Source organism: Bacteroides salyersiae (assembly GCF_031172035.1).
Classification (GTDB): domain Bacteria; phylum Bacteroidota; class Bacteroidia; order Bacteroidales; family Bacteroidaceae; genus Bacteroides; species Bacteroides salyersiae.
The window spans coordinates 1,280,895-1,299,014 of sequence record NZ_CP133452.1 but is presented as its reverse complement, the minus strand read 5'-3'; the positions used below and the strand labels follow the sequence as shown (position 1 = coordinate 1,299,014).

Here is an 18,120-nt window from a genome sequence, read left to right as displayed (position 1 = left end):
AGAATCGTTAACGAGGATTTTGGGTAAATCCACAAGATTGTACTTCCTCAGAAGGAAGAGGCATCAAATAAACATTTCTATTATCTTTAGTCACACCATAGCTATCAATCCCTTCCTTTATTCTTGGAGTGAACTGATTGGCATCCCAAACCTTTTCCGTTCTGACGAGTTGGAACCAACGTTTAAATTCACAAAAGAATTCCCAACCTCTTTCGTCAAATACCGCTTTATCAAACTCTTCTTCATCCAAATTCGGAGTTAAGGGATTATCAATACCACCCATAGCACGTTTACGAACTTTATTGATCTGCTCATAAGCAAATGTATTGGGTCCATGATCCGCCTTGTTCTGAGCCTCGGCGTACATTAACAAAACATCAGCATAACGATAAATAGGTGTTATACCCAACGACTGAGCAGAATTAACACCTCCATAATCACGATATTTATTAATAGCAGGAGATCTCATTGTCGTATTTTTAAAGCTAACTTTCCTTCTATTAATAATAAATTCATCTATAAAGTTAAACTCTTTACGCTCGTCCTCCGGATATCTTTCATAGAAACAGGAATCAGCTACATAATCAGACCAAGCCGACGTAGATTCTTCTGTAATATAATAAGATTTACCATAATTACTGTACATGTCCGTAGAATGATTCAATGCAAAGATATGTTCTTTATCATCACTTTTAGTAGCTTCTTTCCATAAATCCTCATAGTGATCAACAAGATCATAACCACCATCTTCTATTATTTCAAAAGCTTTATCTCTTGCATCTGCATAATACTGAGTTTGTTTCAACGGCCAACCCGCCATTGTCAAATAAACCTCTGCCAGACAAGCTTTAGCCGCCCATTTAGATACCGTAGAATTAGGAGCATCAGAAACACGACCTCGGTTAGGCAACAACGTTTCTGCTAATTGTAAATCAGGAACAATCAATTTCTTATAAATATCTTCTACACTATTTCGAGTAATTGTTGAATTACCCAAAAAATCTGTAGCACATTGTGAATCGGTAAACGCTGGTACGTCACCAAACCAACGAACTAAATTAAAATGAGCAAATGCTCTCATGAAGTAAGCCTCACCCAAATATTGTTTCTTTTCTTCCTCTGTCATTGAAGATGTTGCCGTCAGACCCTCAATCAACTGATTACTTCCTTGTATCAACTTATACATATTGTCCCACATTGTCATGAAGTCATTCTCCATACTCGCCATATCGACATGCAGTTGATCCCAATGAACACCACGTTTAGTATAAGAACCACAAGAAACATCATCAGCTCCCAACCCCATTAATATCGTACGACAATTGTATGCATAGTTACCTCCCCAAAGAGAAGTATATAAACCATTTGCCAAACTTGTCACATTTTCTTCTGTATATTCAATATTCTCAGGTGTAGGAAAACTTAAAGGCTCCTGAAGCAAATCAACACATCCGGTAAGTAATATACCACTAATCCCAAATGTTATAATTAGTTTTTTCATACTTTGTAATTTTAATTTTAGAATGCGAAATTAAGCCCTATCAAATAGTTGCGTCCATTAGGATAATATCCCCAATCGATACCAGAAGTCAGTGGACTTTTCAATGTTACCTCCGGATCAATTCCAGAATATCCCGTAAACAAGAATGGATTCTGGATAGATGCATAAATTCTAAGTTTACTAATGCCTGCCTTACTTAGGTTTGCATTCGACAAAGAATATCCCAATGTTATACTTTTCACCTTTACAAAATCACCTTTTTCCACAAACTGAGAGGAAGGAGTCAAAGCATTAATTCCCTTCACAAACCCTACAATATCCGTATTTTCATTCTCAGGAGTCCAACGATTAGCCCATTCCGGATTAGGACCTAAATTAATAAGTCCATTAGTAGCAAAACGAGCTTCCCGTGTATAATTATAAATATCAAACCCGTGTACTCCCATAATAAATATACCCAGATCAAAATTTTTATAAGTCAATGTATTATTCCATCCCCATTGGAAAGACGGCTGGCCATTACCAATAGCTGTTTGATCATCTTCTGTAATACCTTCAACCCCATCAATATCTTTAAACTTATACGATCCGGCTTCTGTTCCGGCAGGAGCATCCGCCAATTCCCAAGATTTCCATACACCATCACTTACATATCCCCACATTGTAGCCAGTTTTTTCCCTTTTACATTACGGAAATATTTATTTTCATAATTTCCACTAATAACCATATAAGATTTATCACTATAAAGTTCCTCAATAGTGCCTTCATTATGAGACAAAGTAATATTTGTATTCCAATTAAAATCTTTAGATACAATAGGATCAGCTCCAATCGTTATTTCAAAACCTTTATTCAGGATATGGGCAGCATTCTCCAATCTACTGGAAAAACCTGTATAATGTGGAGCATCTACCTCTAAAAGTACATCCTTACTCAACTTATGATATACGTCCAATGATACAGTCAAACGATTATTAAATGCACCGAAATCAATACCTCCATTCCATTGTTGCGTTCTTTCCCATCTCAGATTAGGAGTTCCGATGCGTTTAGTAGATAAAGCTAAATGATTCTGAGCATCTCTAGTAGCTTCTAATTCTGTATATGCCGAATATGGTTCTACTGCCTGATTACCAGTTTCACCATAGCCAACACGAAGTTTCAACTGACTCAAAAAATTGACATCACGCAAGAATCTTTCTTGTTTTGCATTCCACGCCAAAGCAACAGAAGGGAATTGTTCCCATCTATTATCTTTATCCAAACGAGAAGAACCATCATAACGCCAAGAAGCCGTCAACATATATCGGTCCATAAGTACATAGTTCACACGCCCCATCCAAGACATCATTGCTGTTTTCGTTCTTTCACCGGAAGCATACATCACATCACCTAAAGCTGTATTATTAGCACCTATTATCGTTGATACTAACCCGCCTTTAGCTTCAGTTTTATGAATAAAGTCATCAGAATACATTTGCTCAAACACAGCCGTAGCATTAATTCTATGATTTCTATTAAATTCTTTCACATAAGATAAAATATTCTGATTGGTCCAACTATAATTATGTGTACTAGTAGCAGTAGCACTTGTTTTATCTCCATTTGCCATCACAGTAGTATAACTATCTCTTCCATAAGTTGACCGAGATACATTATCTCCAAAAGTAAAACCTTGCGTCATTCTGAAAGTCAAACCTTTCAAAAGGGTTACATCAACATAACCTTGTATACGAGAAGTATATTTATAACCATCAGTATCTATTTCCCAAATATGTCCCATTGGATTATATTGGGGACCCGTCAAATTTGCATTATTATAATTTCCATCTTCATCTTTAGGCAAAATAGTATTGGGGAATATTAAAGATTCTATCAATACTCCACGATACTGACTGAAACGAGGACCTTGGCTTTTTGAATAATTACCCCAAAGATTAGCACCAAACTTTAGCCATGATTTAATCTCAGTATCAACCTTTAAACGATAATTATAGGTATCTGCACTTGAACTTTTAGCAGTACCTTGATTATTATTATAACTTCCAGAAAATAAAAATTTAGTTTTTTCACTACCGCCAGAGATGGAGAGTTCATGGTTATTCTCAATAGCAACATCACGGAAAACATTCCCTACGTAATCATATACATTTTCACCTCTATCAAAAGCGGCAATTTGCTCATCAGAATAAAAGCGATACGGCTCCCCTGTATCAGTAGCCGGATAAAGTGCCGCTCCATATTCATTTGCCACTCTTGCAAAATCACCGGGAGCCATAACATCAGGAAGACTATAAGGGGTCTTAAAATTCACATAACCACTGTATTCTACTCTTACTTTTCCTGCTTCCGGATTACGGGTTGTTACCAATATTACACCGTTAGCACCCCGAGAACCATATATAGCTGTAGCAGAAGCATCCTTCAAAACCTCAATAGAAGCAATATCCGAAGGATTCAATGAACTTAATGAACCTCCAATAAAACCATCGATTACTACTAACGGACCGCTATCTGCCTGCACGGAATTCATACCACGTACACGAATAGTAGAAGAAGATCCCGGTTGTCCAGAAGAAGAAACAATACTTACACCCGCCAAACGCCCCTGCAATGAAGAAGTTATATCAGCAGCAGGAGCATTTTTCAGAACCTCGCTACCTTTTACAGATGCAACAGCACCAGTTAAGTCTGATTTACGTTGTACACCATATCCGACAACCACAACTTCCTCTAAAGCTTGTGTATCGTCAACCAATTGTATGGTAAAACTCTTCTTACCTGCAACATTCACTTCCTGAGTTTTAAAACCAATATAAGAAATTACCAATGTAGCATTAGAAGGTACATTATCCAACTTGAAATTTCCATCAATATCCGTAATCGTACCACTTGTAGTCCCTTTTACCAAAACGGACGCCCCGATTACACTTTCTCCGAGACTATCAAGAACCTTACCTGTCACAGTAGAGTTCCCTTGTGCCAACGTAGTTTGTGTCAATAGAAAACTGACAACAAAAAAACAGACAAACTGCATCGACAATAAAATAACTTTCTTCATAGTGTTATAATTTTAAATTATTAAAAGGAAATACAAAGAACGGTATTGCATCATTACCGTTCTTTGTTATAGATAGAAGGTTATTATTTGATAATAACTTTAAATGCCTTAACTTGATTACCAGCCACTACTCTAACCAGATACAGTCCTTTTTCAGATACAATCATAGAGGAGTTACTACCTGCTCTAATTTCTTTAGACTCAAGCATCGCACCATTTATATTATAAAGAGTAGTATAACCATCTTTTTCCGACAAAACATAAATGATACCGTCTTCAACAATCACATCGCAATTCACTGTTTCTTTTTCATTATTGAGACCAGTACCTTTTCCACCTTGGTAAGCACCCATATTTATTTTGCCATCTACTATTCGATCATTATCTGCAATATCTTTACTCATAAATTCATCCATCCATTCTTCTGTCATAAAAAATTCATCTATAAATTCTACAGAACCGGCATTATTACAGAGCGAAGTGCTGGTCAAGGAGAAATCCGCATTTTGTAATGCCTGAATATCAGTCTCATCCGTAGTAGAACCGACAAAAGTAGTTGTCTGAACAAAAGGATTAGCTTCTACAATATTATTCAGAAGAGTTACTGAGTTTGTAGAAGAATTATCTGTAATTTCTATATCAGAAGCACTGTATTGAACTGCTGAATTTTCAGTAGTAAAAACAGCCTTATCATTATGAGTAGGTTGATTATTTACCATAATTGAATTCACTACTTGCGAATAGTTTTCACCGACATAAATAGTTCCCTTATTATTTGCAATTGTATTATTAAATATGGTACTGCCTTGCAAATCTATTAACAAATTATCTGAAGAGTTATTAACTATCAAACAATTCTCTATTTGTGCATTTTTCTTTGTTGCTATTATCGAGTTTCTCCAAGAGTCACCACCAGCTACACTCGTATTTGTATTATTACGGATTATGTTAAACGCAAAATCATAATACACTTCCGAATTACCAGAAAGTACAGTACCTATATTACTAGATACATTCCCTTCAAACAAGCAATGAGTTATTTTCAAATAACGTTTAGCCCATTGATTATTTATCTGAATACAAGAAGATTCATTATTTCTGAAAATACAATTCGTCACAGATGTACCATCTTGGTCACTCAACTGTTCTTCCGTATTATAAATGGATAAACTAGGGACTTTATTACCTTCAAATACGCAGTCATACAACTGATTACCTGGAAAATATTCAGAATGACAACCTCTCAACTGAAGAGTCACTGTAGCTTCGTAAGTAGCGTCAGAAGTATTATTACCTGAGAAATAACAATTACGGACTATCATGTTTTCTTCACCATAAACAACTGTACCCTTACACGCATTATTTAGAATCTGGCAATTTTGAAGAGTTACAGAATTTCTTAAGTAGAGAACCCGACTGTCTGTTGAAACATTGTTTTTAAAAGTAATACCATCTATAATAGTATTTTCCCAAAATGTATCTTTATCAACACGGTCTACCAAACGGAAAGTCTGATTTCCACTGGTAATTATCGTTTCATTTGTAAATTTCCAAGGTTCTGTAGCAGCATTCGGGCGTACACGATTCTCAATAGAAGTCTCTCCTTTGGCAAATCCACCATAGACATGTACTCCTTCTATCATATTAATAGTAGCAGTAACCGTATAAGTACCGGCTGCCATGAGAATTACATCCCCTTTGGATGCTTTTGAATAAGCTGTTCCAAGATCACTGATTGGAGAATCCCAAGAATTACCATTATTAGAGGTAGAGCCATCCGGGCTAACATAGATGTTTTTCGCATTCGCACCCGTCGCAAGCATTAGAGCTAAGACTGAAGTAATAATCACATTTTTCATAAGCGATAGTTTTTATTGTATTAAAGTTACTATTAGGCTTGTTTTTCTGCAACAAAAGTATGAATAAAGACTATATTCAATACACATTTTTGTTCATCAATGCTCCAAAATTGTACAAACCTTTTTTTAATATTTCAAGAGCCAAAAACAGGCCGTATCATGTACTATATTGTAATAAATAGCTCCGTTATAGGTAGAGAGCTATAATGAGGAGAGGGTATCTTTGTGAACTGAACAATACTTAATCTAATTTTTAACAATCATGAACAACAAAATTTTTAAGCTTATCATTTGCTTTACTTTATTATTATTGTGTACTCCTTCATTCGGGGCTAAATGGAGAGCTAAACATGTGGTATTTATCGGATTAGACGGATGGGGTGCCTATAGCATGGAAAAAGCAAATATGCCTACTGTAAAACAATTAATGAAAGACGGTTCATACACCTTGGAGAAACGATCGGTATTACCTTCCTCAAGTGCCGTAAACTGGGCTTCTATGTTCATGGGGGCAGGTCCGGAACTACACGGATACACCGAATGGGGTTCAAAAACACCGGAACTCCCCTCGCGAGTACTTAGCCATTATGGTATCTTTCCAAGCATCTGGGGATTATTCAGAGACGCCAATCCGCAAGCAGAAATCGGTTTTTTCTGTCAATGGAACGGACTGGAATATCTGGCAGAGATGAAGGCTATGAGCAAGGAGATGCATGTAAAAGCCGAAGACGATCCTTCCGGAAAAGCCGATAGAGCGGTAGCGACTCACTCTTGCGCTTATATTAAAGAAAAAAGACCTGACCTTATCGGTATATTTTTCGATGAACCCGACCATTTAGGACACCAAATCGGACACGACACAGAAGCCTATTATCAAAAATTAGAAGAATTAGACGGATACATTGCTGAAATAGTAAATGCTGTAAAGGAGGCCGGCATGTGGGACGACACAATCTTTATATTAACAGCAGATCACGGTGGCATCAATAAAGGACATGGAGGCAAAACAATGCAAGAAATGCAGACTCCGTTCATCATTTCGGGAAAAGGTATCAAAAAAGGATATAACTTTACGGAAAGTATGATGCAATTTGATGTGGCTTCCACAATTGCATATATCTTTAAATTACAACAACCTCAAGTATGGATTGGCCGGCCGATGAAGCAAGTCTTCAAATAAACACGCTACTTCTACCTTAATCAATTTGAATATCTCCAAGCCTCGTTCTTCCCCCCAATAAAGAATGAGGCTTTTTTCATTTTATTATTGGCAATAAAGAATATTCCCTCTACTTTTGCATGCAAAAAAGAAATGCTTATGCTTGTTGAAACGCTTCCTATCCACTTCGCTCCTTTACAAGGCTACACCGAAGCTATTTACCGAAATGCACATGCTACCGTTTTTGGCGGAGTAGAGACATATTATACTCCTTTCGTACGGCTTGAAAAGGAAACATTCCGCAGCAGGGATATCCGGGATATCGAACCGGGCAATAATACCGTCTCCCATCTGATCCCACAACTTATCGGAGCAGATACCAATAAAGCGGAAGCAATTTTATCCCTTTTCATCGAGAAAGGATATAAAGAAGTGGATATCAATATGGGATGCCCGTTTCCGATGTTGGCCAAACGGCATAATGGTTCCGGTATATTACCCTTTCCGGAAGAAGTGGAGAAATTATTAGAAATAATACATAAATATCCGGAAATAAACTTCTCAGTTAAAATGCGTCTGGGATGGGAAAACACAAAAGAATGCCTGAATCTACTTCCGATAATGAATGCACTCCCACTCAAACACATCACAATGCATCCGCGATTAGGGAAGCAGCAATATAAAGGAAACGCCGATATGGAGGGATTTGCAGCTTTCGCAAAGGCATGCCGGCATCCACTGATCTATAATGGAGATATAAAAAACGCAGAAGACATAGAACGCATCCATTCCCGATTTCCTTCTTTAGCCGGAATTATGATAGGAAGAGGATTATTGGCCAACCCCGCTCTGGCGATAGAATATAAAGAGAAGAAACACCTCTCTGCTGAAGATATGAAAGAGAAGCTGTTTGCAGCACACAAAATCGTATTGTCCGGTTATGAAAAACGTTTGCAAGGAGGAGAAGATCAGTTGCTCAATAAAATGAAAACCTTTTGGGAATATCTTGAGCCACAAATCGGACACAAAGCTTGGAAAGCAATTCATAAAAGCACAAATCTGATAAAATACAATGCGGCAATAGGACTTATATGATAAATACACCTCATTTTTATTTACAATATATTATAGTGCAATTTTTCATAGCGTACTCAAAATGTCACATCTTATAAAACTTCAATGAATTTCTCTACGAGATATACCCAGTTTCTCTACGAAGAAACGATCATTCCTCGTAGAGTTTCAAGTCGCTCCTCGTAGAGAAAAAAATAGCAAAAGCAGAATACTGATAACCAAGCAATTAACAAAGCAGATAATTGTACAATATTTTCAACACCAAAATCCATACTTCCAAAAATTAAAAACAACATAACCCATCCTTTTTTTCTTACAATACAAAAAAAACGGGGTATCAATAAGGGAATATTTCCACATCTTGACTTTTGCCATCCTTACAAATAAAACGAAGAACCGTATACTTCTTATCCGATGATACAACCTGGCAAGCAGGCGTCTCTCTAATAGCCCAACGTCCTCTCAAAATAATTGTTACAGGAATTTCGCCACTATCATTATCAATCCAAGGACGAGAATAGATACTACGCTCGATACGTTTTCCCTTTTCATCGTATATATCGTCTGAAGGGCCCCGATACAGTGCGAGATCCGGCTGAGCAACAGTCAGCAACGCCTTCTCTTTTTCCTCACGTATCATCACCAGGCAAGAAGTATCCGCTTTCGCTAATAATCCTTGGGGCAGAACGGTAGAAGGCGTTTCAAACAGAACATACGAAGTGGTATGATCCGGCAATGATTTTACAATATGGGCATTACGGTCTTTTTGCAACACCTTGTAAGTTGGTTTCCTTGCAAAAGTTTTCATGGCAGCAACAGTCGTTTGTGGAAGTACGGCATATTCATATGCAGCCCCCTCAGGTGCTTTTCCGTGATCAATAATCAAAGAGACCCAATCTCCTTTTGTCTCCTTGTTCGCTTTTTGAGCACGCGAATACTGTGGAAAGTTCTTCTCGAATTTAGTTGTTACGGGAGTGTAATAGCCTGTTCCGGCAGGGTCCACCCAATACTTCCCATTTTCTTTATAATCCTTCCAGAAGTTGCGGTCGGTATTGTCCCTTACGGCAAGCTGGAAAATGGTGGTTTCCGTAGGATACTCACTGTTTGTATTCTCGATATCCGAACCGAGGCATACGATTGTTTCGTCGAAGAAATGGAATGATTTACGGGCGCGATGGGAACCATTGTATTTGTCATGCTCATGAAGTTTCATTCCAAAATTTCCATTCATATGCTGCTGAGATAAACCACCGGCAAAGGCTTCGTCCGAATAAAGCATCTCCTCCATACCGGAGTAAGTATCGACATTATAGATTTTTGCCTGTAAATCGTCAAAAGGCAAATGAATAGAGGTAACTCCCGGAATACGATTCCAGTCGAACCCCTCCTCTTGCCATCCGCTTGTGGCAGGTGTCACTGTACCCCCCGGAGCAGCAGTAAGCAACTGCATACTTCCGTGTGCCAGATAACGTCCATAAAGATTAGCACCCAGATAATGCTCGGCAGCCCAGAAATAACGGGAATGCCCGCGTACGATTGCCGCCCAATTGCCACGACGCTGTACAGAAATACATCCGTATCCCAAAGCAAGATTTCCCTGCGGATCAGCCTCAGGACGGAATCCTTTATCAGAAAGAAAAGTTGCCATCTGCTGTTCCTCTGCATTGGTAAATTGAGGTACATATTCCGGTTCCTCGCCCGAAGTAACTGTTGAAGCAGAAACCAACCGAAGGTAAGCGGCAGCCATATCAGGATCAAAATCCTCCTTTCCATCGGGAGTACCGGCAATAGCCATCATGGCATACTGCATAGGAACCAGCTTTCCTTTTCCATCCGGATGCCGGCCGGACATAGAGAGCGGAAAGTGGAGTTTATTACAATAAAAACGCATGGTAAGCAGAACCGTCTTTACAGTTTGATGAGCCAACTCAGAAATAGCAAATCCTGTGTGATTCAACAGATAGATCATATTCGTAGCCCCTTCCAGTCCGCCAACTGCATAGGCCGGATAATTATTACGATGATGAAAAGCACCTCCGTCTTTCTTGAACGAACCGGCAAGTCCCAAAGCCGGGCGGCAACCATAATCAATCCACCGGGAGAAAGACTTCAAATATTGAAGTTTTTCCGGTGTATCTTCCATCATCAATATACTTGCAATACGCCCCGTAGTCTGAGTATTAAAAGAGTCCATATCGATACCATCCACCTCCGGTTTCGGATAAACCTCATTCGTAATGGCATACCAACGCAGAGTAGCCTCCGCTTCATTCAGTTTGCCGGCTTCACGAAGTACGTCTTTCATCAAAAAATAGGCCAGATAAAGTCCCCGGACACTATAACCGTAATGATGAATATTTCCCCAACAACTGCCATAAGCAACTCCCTGATCGGTAATATGATCGTACATCGCGAGGAATTTATCTTTCATTTCTGCTCTGACAACAGCATCTTCAGCATTGTTATAGGCAACAGCTATCCGTTTCATCAAATCAAAATAAGCTTTCATCTCGACTCCCAACTTAGTCAGCATATCCTTATCCCAATCGGGTATCATCCGTTCATAAGCTTCTGAAGCACGTACCATAAAAACAGGTACTCCGGATACCTGACCGTCTTTATAAGAAATATCATAAAACTCATACTTTTTACGAATCGTCTCAATCTCTTTCTGTGTCAACGCAGAAGGAGTATACACCATATCTCGGAAACGACTCTCTATCAATTGCATTTCCTGTCTTTGCCTTTCACTTACAGGAGTCAGCTCGATATCAGGTTTCAGCAACGAATGTTTATAAACCACAAGCCAGTGATTTGTCGTAGCCGCATTCACAAAAGGAACCTGCAGATCAGCTGTCTGCTGGCGGGCATCGACCTTTGTTGCGGTAATCAAATGATCGATAAAAAGCTCTCCTTTTACATCCGGCGCAACCATGCACAGTTCATTCATCCCCTCTTCGGGAACACCTTGCATATCCCGTTCATAACAAACCCATGCGGCACGCCAACCCTTGAAATTGATACCGAACGGAAAAGAGGTACATATTTTTCCGTCCTTCAAGAACTGAAATTCTATTTTTTTATCCTGCGGCTGTTCGTTATATACCCATACGATAAACGCGGAAAGAAATAAATCTTTTCCGGTGGGATCTTTCTTTTCAAACTTCAGGTCTTTCTTTAAAGAAAGTATTCCGCCCGATTCAAACGACCATGCCAAAGAATGTTTTCCATCCTTATAATGCTCCGTTGAAATGGATAATTTTGAGTTTTCACTACTCATGCATGCCGGTACTTCCGACTCCTCAAAAGAGAACATACGATCATTCCGGACGAACTGGGCAAATAAAGAAAAAGAACCTCCGAAAGAGAGAAAAAGTACTATTTCCAATCTGATAAAAAGCAGCTTCATTATTCAAAGTATTAAATGTCAGTTATTAAATCGATTGTACTTCAAAACCCGTCACCAATACATGATTCTGAAGCAAGCGCAGGCCAAAATAACCGTCACCTTCTCCGGGTTTCAATGAAGCACGGAATAATTCCTCGCCATTCACAGAATAAGTAGTATATTCTTTCTCTACACGAATCACAATATGATACCATTTACCCGGTACCAACAGGTGCTCCGGATCCGTATATTCCGCTATCAATGGCTTTACGCGAGCATCATCCACACCATTGTATTCGGCATAATAGCGACGAAAACGAGTGGTGGTATTTTCATTTCCGCCATAACCCACATAGAAAAGATTCAATGTATTATAATTCTTAAAAACTCCGTTCCGCCATTCGCTACGGGCAAAAATATGATCAGGATGCAACGGGTCATTAGCTGCCCAGAAGCAGTTAAGATCGCTCAAACGATCGAATTCACCGCCTTCCATCAGCATGGCAACCTGATAACTAATCTCATAATCGCCCGTCAAAAATTCATTATACCACAAAGTCAGCCCAGCGGGTACAACGAGTTCCATCGTATCGGATATCAATGACAGTTGCATTGCCGCAGACTCATCTTCCGCAACCCATTTTTCAAGAATCGGATTACTTTTTTTATTAGAAGAAAAGCAAGCAACCAACAGGCAACTCCCAATTAATAAAACTGAATATCGGATCAAAGTTCGTCTCATGAATATATGTATTAGTTTTAAAGATCACTACCGGTTACAAAGAAACCCCACTTTTTGAAAAAAGCAGGGTTCAAATCGTACAGAATATTACAATAATTATTCAAAATATCCCATCGTGTATAATTCAGAGCAGCACCTCACATCAAGGATGTATTTCCTTGAAAGCCTTATTGTCCTCCTGAATCTGCAGTATAGTCTCTTTCAACTCGCTTATAGGCAAATCAAACCCATACCATCCTGTATAGCAATCGGTCACGTACCATTTACCGTCAATACATTCGAATTCTACGCGAAGATCTACCTCCGATTCTTCATAACCGGCTTCAAAAACTTTATGACCAGGCTCATTAAGCGTAAACTTTGAAACATAAATCCCTCCTTCTTCCTGAGTGATGCGTTCCTCTTTCAAAGTCTCACTATCCAGCAGAGGCCATTTATCTTTAGTAAAAGGAAATGTTTTCTCACTATTTCCATCATCGGTCATCAATGTAATGGGAGTTTTCATCGGAAATTTTATTCTTGTATACTGAAAAGCCGCACTGGAAGTAAACTTCTCCAGAAAAGACTCAAAATCCTCAATTTCCGTTCCTACGTTTTCCCCTTTCGCTTTCGAATGATTGGCACAGGAGATCAATAGTATGCCTGCAAACACAATGCAAGCAAATAATCCGGATACAAATTTCTTGATTCTCATAAAAAACTGTCTAATGTTTGAATATTCAACTCTCTTTCTCTCACTTCTAAAAAGTAATGCAAGTTATCAAGAAAATCCCGATCCAGCAAAAAAGAACAAGAAAATATATATTGCCCTTTCATTTTCTCCAATAAAAAACTCCGGTGAAGTAAAGACTTGGTCTTTACTTCACCGGAGCATATCGTTGGAACGAATCTATTTACCCGTTCGGAATACACTTACCAATAACGGATCACCTTACCGGCAGCCGGATGCAAATACCAATCTTTATTCTTGGCACCATCACTTTCCACCCATTCTTTAAATTTCGGGTATGCTGTCGAAAATAAAACTTTTTCAGAAGCGTGTGCTATACCTACAGGAACTTTGATCCCCCAGACAAAACCATTCTTATTACAATAAGGTACATTATCCATCATCAATCCCTTTGAATCGGTATCATAATTTGTATATGAATAAGTCGGTTTATAACCTTTCATATGGATTTCCTTATTATCATGAGTAACAATAAAGAAGTTCTGTTTCTTCGTATCTGTGATCAGTTCACGATAAGCAGCAAGTTGCGCATCGCTTTCGGCCTTTGTTACCCCTGCATCTGAACGATTTACTCCCGTCAATTTAACTTCCGCTCTCAACATCGGACGTCCTTCCTCTACATAACCGGGAGTTACCTGGAAGAAATTTGTATTATCACCCAGATCAGACAAACCGTCCAAAATAACGACCGGAGAGTCCCCCTTAGTATCTATTGTCACTTTACAATATTGTGCCTGCCCATTCACCTCTCTTACTTCCGCCATATCCGTACCAGTAGCCAATTCCTGCTCCGTACCCTGTCCGCCTTTCAACACTATACGGACAGTGGTTTCCTTTATATACTTTTTATCCAAACCACCCAATACAACACCCAGTTTAGTAGGATATCTGCCTCCCTTTGCACGTACATCCAACGTCATCAGTAATCCTTCTTTATATCCCTGAGCCGGCAATAAGTCCTCTTTCTGACACTCCGTAACCTTCAAATCATATTCAAACACCACATCATTCATGTCATTGTCATTTCCCGATTCATTCGGCCAAGTGTCTTCAAACATTGCCACTCCCGTATTATGATAAAAGCGGAAACCTGCATCCTCTTCACTTGTAGGCTGCACACAATCTTCCGGCACTATGGCCGCAACAACCTCGCTTCTTGTGTTGGTGTTCAAAGCTATTGGCATCGTCTTTTTACCCGATACGGAGTTATACTTCAGATACAACGTTTCGCAATGAATCGGAATATTCAATTCAAGAGAAGTTGTTGTAGAAGAGACAAGCAAGTCACCTACAAGCAAAGTAGCCTCACTGCAGTCCTTGTCCGAATAGATAGAAACTACTGTAGTTTTCGGCGATGAGACCGACACTGAAACATTACGACTGGTTGCCCAATCGAACCCTGCCGATGCAGTATATTCAGTTGAACCCGTTTGGTTCTCATTACTGCCATTTACTCCCTCGACATTATCGGAACATGAAGAGATCATAAAAGCTCCTACAAGAACATACATTAAATTGTTTGTTTTCATCATTGCATATTTTAAAATTACTATATTTCAATCGTTTACCATTAAACCAAACGCCTTTTATAAAAAACATTATTTAATAAAATATAACTTATATTTTCTTAAATAACCTTTCAATCCGAATGCTTCCCATATAAAAATGAAAATAAAGCAATAAATAAAAGCACCGAACAATCATCCATCCATAAAGCATTCTCGAATCGCACACAGTTAATAAGAATTAAATTAATTTAATATTTCTCTTATAAAAAGCCACTCGAATTGACTATTTCTATCCATTCCAACGGTACGCACTGTAATAGAACCATTTTAATCCAAATATGTTCCCCGAACAGAATAATGAATAATCGGTTATATTTGTATCAAATATACAACTTTTCATCAGAATATACAACTTCGATTTTAGAATATACAACTTATGAATGAAGTCTTATACGGCATAGATTACTTGGAATACTACTTCTATTGGATATATTACAAGTTCATGGGATATCCGCTGATCATACGAATATGTACCGCTGTAGTAATGCTGTGTATCTTTGCGTACTTTTGCCTTCTCATCAATATCATTTATGGTATATTCAAAAGAAAAAGAGAAAAACGCAAGTATGCCAAGATTCATAAACGGTATTACGAAAAGCTTAAAGAGATATCTTTAAATACAAACCATTTAACAGATGAAGAGATAGCAAACATAGTAGAATATAACGAGAAAAAAAGAATAAAATCAAACGAGATCCGCATTATCACGCAATTATTGGCTGAGATAAAAACAGAGTTTGAAGATCAAATCAATGAACTCAATTTCCAAGGCATACAAAACGTATTTCAAATTACCCGCTATTTTGAGCGGGAACTTCAGTTTGGGCCACAAAGAAGCAAAATCCAAACCCTGAAACTAATCCAATCCATCAACGGATACGCTTCTGAAGCAGTATTAGTACGGTTTCTATATCATCGTGAATTAGAGTTAAGAAACTCTGCCCGGTATGCCTATATGTGGTTAAGTCAAGGTAATCCTTTCCGCTTTTTCGACGAAGACATCGGCATGAAATTACGAAAGTGGGACATGATGGAACTCCATGCCATTTTGGAACATCGCAAAAAAGCAGGATATGCAACGCCCAGTTTCATTAAATGGGTAAATACTTCGGCAGAAGAAGATGTAAAGAAATTCTTTATCAACGAAATCCGATTTTATAACGAGACAGAGAGCGCCCCTATACTGGCAAAACAGATAAATGCCCGTTCACCGGAAATACGAAGTGAAATAATACGGGCTTTAGGGACTTTGAAATATAAAGAAATCGAACCTAAGCTATTCGAAATGTATAACACGCAGCCGGAAGATGTAAAACAAAACATCATTGCTGCTGTTTTAGAATTAGGAACGGGCAATGCGGTAGATTTTCTTAAGAACGCATATGAAGAAGCAGATAACTGGAGTACCAAGCGATCTATTCTCAAAGCCCTTTATGGATACAATGAAGCCGGCAGACAAATGTTTAATGTACTGGAGACCCAGGCAAATGCTCACACAGCTATTTTATTTGCCCATACTAAGGACTTATTAATTAACCAAATAAGCTAAGCAAAATATGAGAGGATTTATATTAGACTTTTTCAACTATTTCGTATTTTTCTATACAAGCACTCTCGCAACTTGTTTTATCTTGTTTGCTTTCTTGTCTTTTATATCCTTAAAACGAAGAAAAAGCTACTACGTAGAGAGTTATATCCGGAAAACGATTAAGGAATCTCCCTATACACCGGGGGTTTCCGTTATTGCCCCCGCATACAACGAGGAGAAAACGATCATAGACAATGTCAGTTCCATGCTCGCCCTGGAATATCCTGTTTTTGAAGTAATCATCGTGAATGACGGTAGTACGGATAAGACTTTAGAAAAAATGGTCAAGCATTTCGATTTGGTAGAAGTACCATTCGCCTATATAGAACGTATTAAAACCAAACCGTTCCGCCGATTATTCAAATCCACAAATCCCGAATATAAAAGGCTGATTCTGGTAGATAAGGAAAACGGAGGGACGAAAGCCGATGCATCCAATGCGGGAATCAATGTTGCTTCGTACCCCTATTTCATCTGTACCGATGTGGATTGCATCCTCGAAAAATATGCACTTCACCGCTGCATACTGCCGGTTATTTCTTCTGAAAAACAGGTAATTGCCGTCAGTGGTACAATGCTCATGGCAAATGGGTGCGTTGTCAGCGAAGGACAGATAGTAGATGTAAGATCGCCCCATACTCCCATTCCCCTCTTCCAGAACTTAGAATATATGCGTTCTTATCTGATAGGCAAAATGGGCTGGTCGGCCATTAACGGTATGCCGAATGTGTCCGGCGGATTCGGGCTTTTCGATCGTTCTGTAGCAATCGCTGCCGGAGGATATGACGGTACTTCTTTTGCAGAAGACATGGATTTGATTACGCGTATGGTGGGATATATGTGTGACTTCTCACGGCCGTACAAGATCGTGCAGATTCCCGATACCTGTTGCTGGACAGAGGGACCATCCAATTTGGCAATGCTTTACAGACAGCGTACCCGTTGGGCGCGAGGACTCTTCCAGACACTAAGTATTCACCACAAAATGATCTTCAAAAAAACCTATAAGCAGATGGGGTTGCTTACGTTGCCCTATATGTTTGTATTCGAATTCTTAGCACCGATTATCGAAGTCGTCGGATTCACCGTATTCCTGTATCTGGCCTTTACGGGAGCCGTCAACTGGAATACAGCCTGGATGATATATCTGACAATATACATATTCTGCCAATTCTTATCCATTGTGGTAATCACGTACGATTACTATGTGGGCATGTTATATAAGAGAGGATATGAATATCTATGGATTATCCTGGCTTCCATATTGGAACCGATTATTTACCATCCCATCATCACATTCTTTTCATTGAGAGGTTATTTCAGCTACCTGACACAGCGAAATTTCAAATGGAAGAATATGGAACGAAAAGGATTTAAACAGAAGAAAAAAGTAGTCCGGGAAAGTGAACTTTCTACAGTACAAAGTCCCGCCACTTAGCTATCACGAAC

11 protein-coding genes are annotated in these 18,120 nt (G+C 38.8%); 4 read left to right on the top strand and 7 right to left on the bottom strand.

Features of this window, described 5'->3' with window-relative positions:
• Positions 1-7 precede the first annotated feature (7 nt).
• The 3 genes from RB604_RS04825 to RB604_RS04815 form a co-directional block, all read right to left on the bottom strand.
• The gene (locus tag RB604_RS04825) at positions 8-1,501 is read right to left on the bottom strand and encodes a RagB/SusD family nutrient uptake outer membrane protein (RefSeq protein WP_005927669.1); all 1,494 of its coding nucleotides are present in this window, start codon (positions 1,499-1,501) and stop codon (positions 8-10) included.
• A 17-nt stretch (positions 1,502-1,518) separates the two neighbouring features.
• A complete protein-coding gene (locus tag RB604_RS04820; protein WP_005927672.1) occupies positions 1,519-4,563 on the bottom strand; it encodes a SusC/RagA family TonB-linked outer membrane protein in 3,045 nt (1,014 codons plus the stop codon).
• Between the two features lie 83 nt (positions 4,564-4,646).
• The gene (locus RB604_RS04815) at positions 4,647-6,422 is read right to left on the bottom strand and encodes a right-handed parallel beta-helix repeat-containing protein (RefSeq protein WP_007479412.1); all 1,776 of its coding nucleotides are present in this window, start codon (positions 6,420-6,422) and stop codon (positions 4,647-4,649) included.
• 262 nt (positions 6,423-6,684) lie between these two features.
• On the opposite strand from RB604_RS04815, the gene RB604_RS04810 reads away from it, so the two are divergent.
• Together RB604_RS04810 and RB604_RS04805 are read left to right on the top strand one after the other, a co-directional pair.
• Positions 6,685-7,602 carry an alkaline phosphatase family protein gene (locus tag RB604_RS04810; RefSeq protein ID WP_005927678.1) on the top strand — a complete coding sequence of 306 codons (918 nt, stop codon included), beginning with the start codon at positions 6,685-6,687 and terminating at the stop codon, positions 7,600-7,602.
• 138 nt (positions 7,603-7,740) lie between these two features.
• Complete coding sequence (locus RB604_RS04805; protein ID WP_007479414.1) at positions 7,741-8,676, top strand: tRNA-dihydrouridine synthase family protein; 936 nt, start codon at positions 7,741-7,743, stop codon at positions 8,674-8,676.
• Between the two features lie 316 nt (positions 8,677-8,992).
• Here RB604_RS04805 and RB604_RS04800 read toward each other — a convergent pair whose 3' ends face one another.
• The 4 genes from RB604_RS04800 to RB604_RS04785 form a co-directional block, all read right to left on the bottom strand.
• Positions 8,993-12,064, bottom strand: a complete 3,072-nt coding sequence (locus tag RB604_RS04800; protein ID WP_055293235.1) for a chondroitinase family polysaccharide lyase — start codon at positions 12,062-12,064, stop codon at positions 8,993-8,995.
• Positions 12,065-12,089: 25 nt separating this feature from the next.
• Positions 12,090-12,785: a DUF6250 domain-containing protein gene (locus RB604_RS04795; protein WP_005927686.1), complete on the bottom strand. Its 696-nt coding sequence runs from the start codon at positions 12,783-12,785 to the stop codon at positions 12,090-12,092.
• A 142-nt stretch (positions 12,786-12,927) separates the two neighbouring features.
• Positions 12,928-13,479 carry a hypothetical protein gene (locus tag RB604_RS04790; protein WP_005927688.1) on the bottom strand — a complete coding sequence of 184 codons (552 nt, stop codon included), beginning with the start codon at positions 13,477-13,479 and terminating at the stop codon, positions 12,928-12,930.
• Between the two features lie 218 nt (positions 13,480-13,697).
• Positions 13,698-15,044: an LruC domain-containing protein gene (locus tag RB604_RS04785; RefSeq protein WP_021936137.1), complete on the bottom strand. Its 1,347-nt coding sequence runs from the start codon at positions 15,042-15,044 to the stop codon at positions 13,698-13,700.
• Positions 15,045-15,459: 415 nt separating this feature from the next.
• Between RB604_RS04785 and RB604_RS04780 the strand changes: the two genes are divergently transcribed.
• Positions 15,460-16,632 (top strand): HEAT repeat domain-containing protein, encoded by a 1,173-nt coding sequence (locus RB604_RS04780; RefSeq protein WP_055293233.1) that lies wholly within the window; start codon positions 15,460-15,462, stop codon positions 16,630-16,632.
• A 7-nt stretch (positions 16,633-16,639) separates the two neighbouring features.
• The gene (locus tag RB604_RS04775; RefSeq protein WP_005927694.1) at positions 16,640-18,109 is read left to right on the top strand and encodes a glycosyltransferase family 2 protein; all 1,470 of its coding nucleotides are present in this window, start codon (positions 16,640-16,642) and stop codon (positions 18,107-18,109) included.
• Positions 18,110-18,120 lie beyond the last annotated feature (11 nt).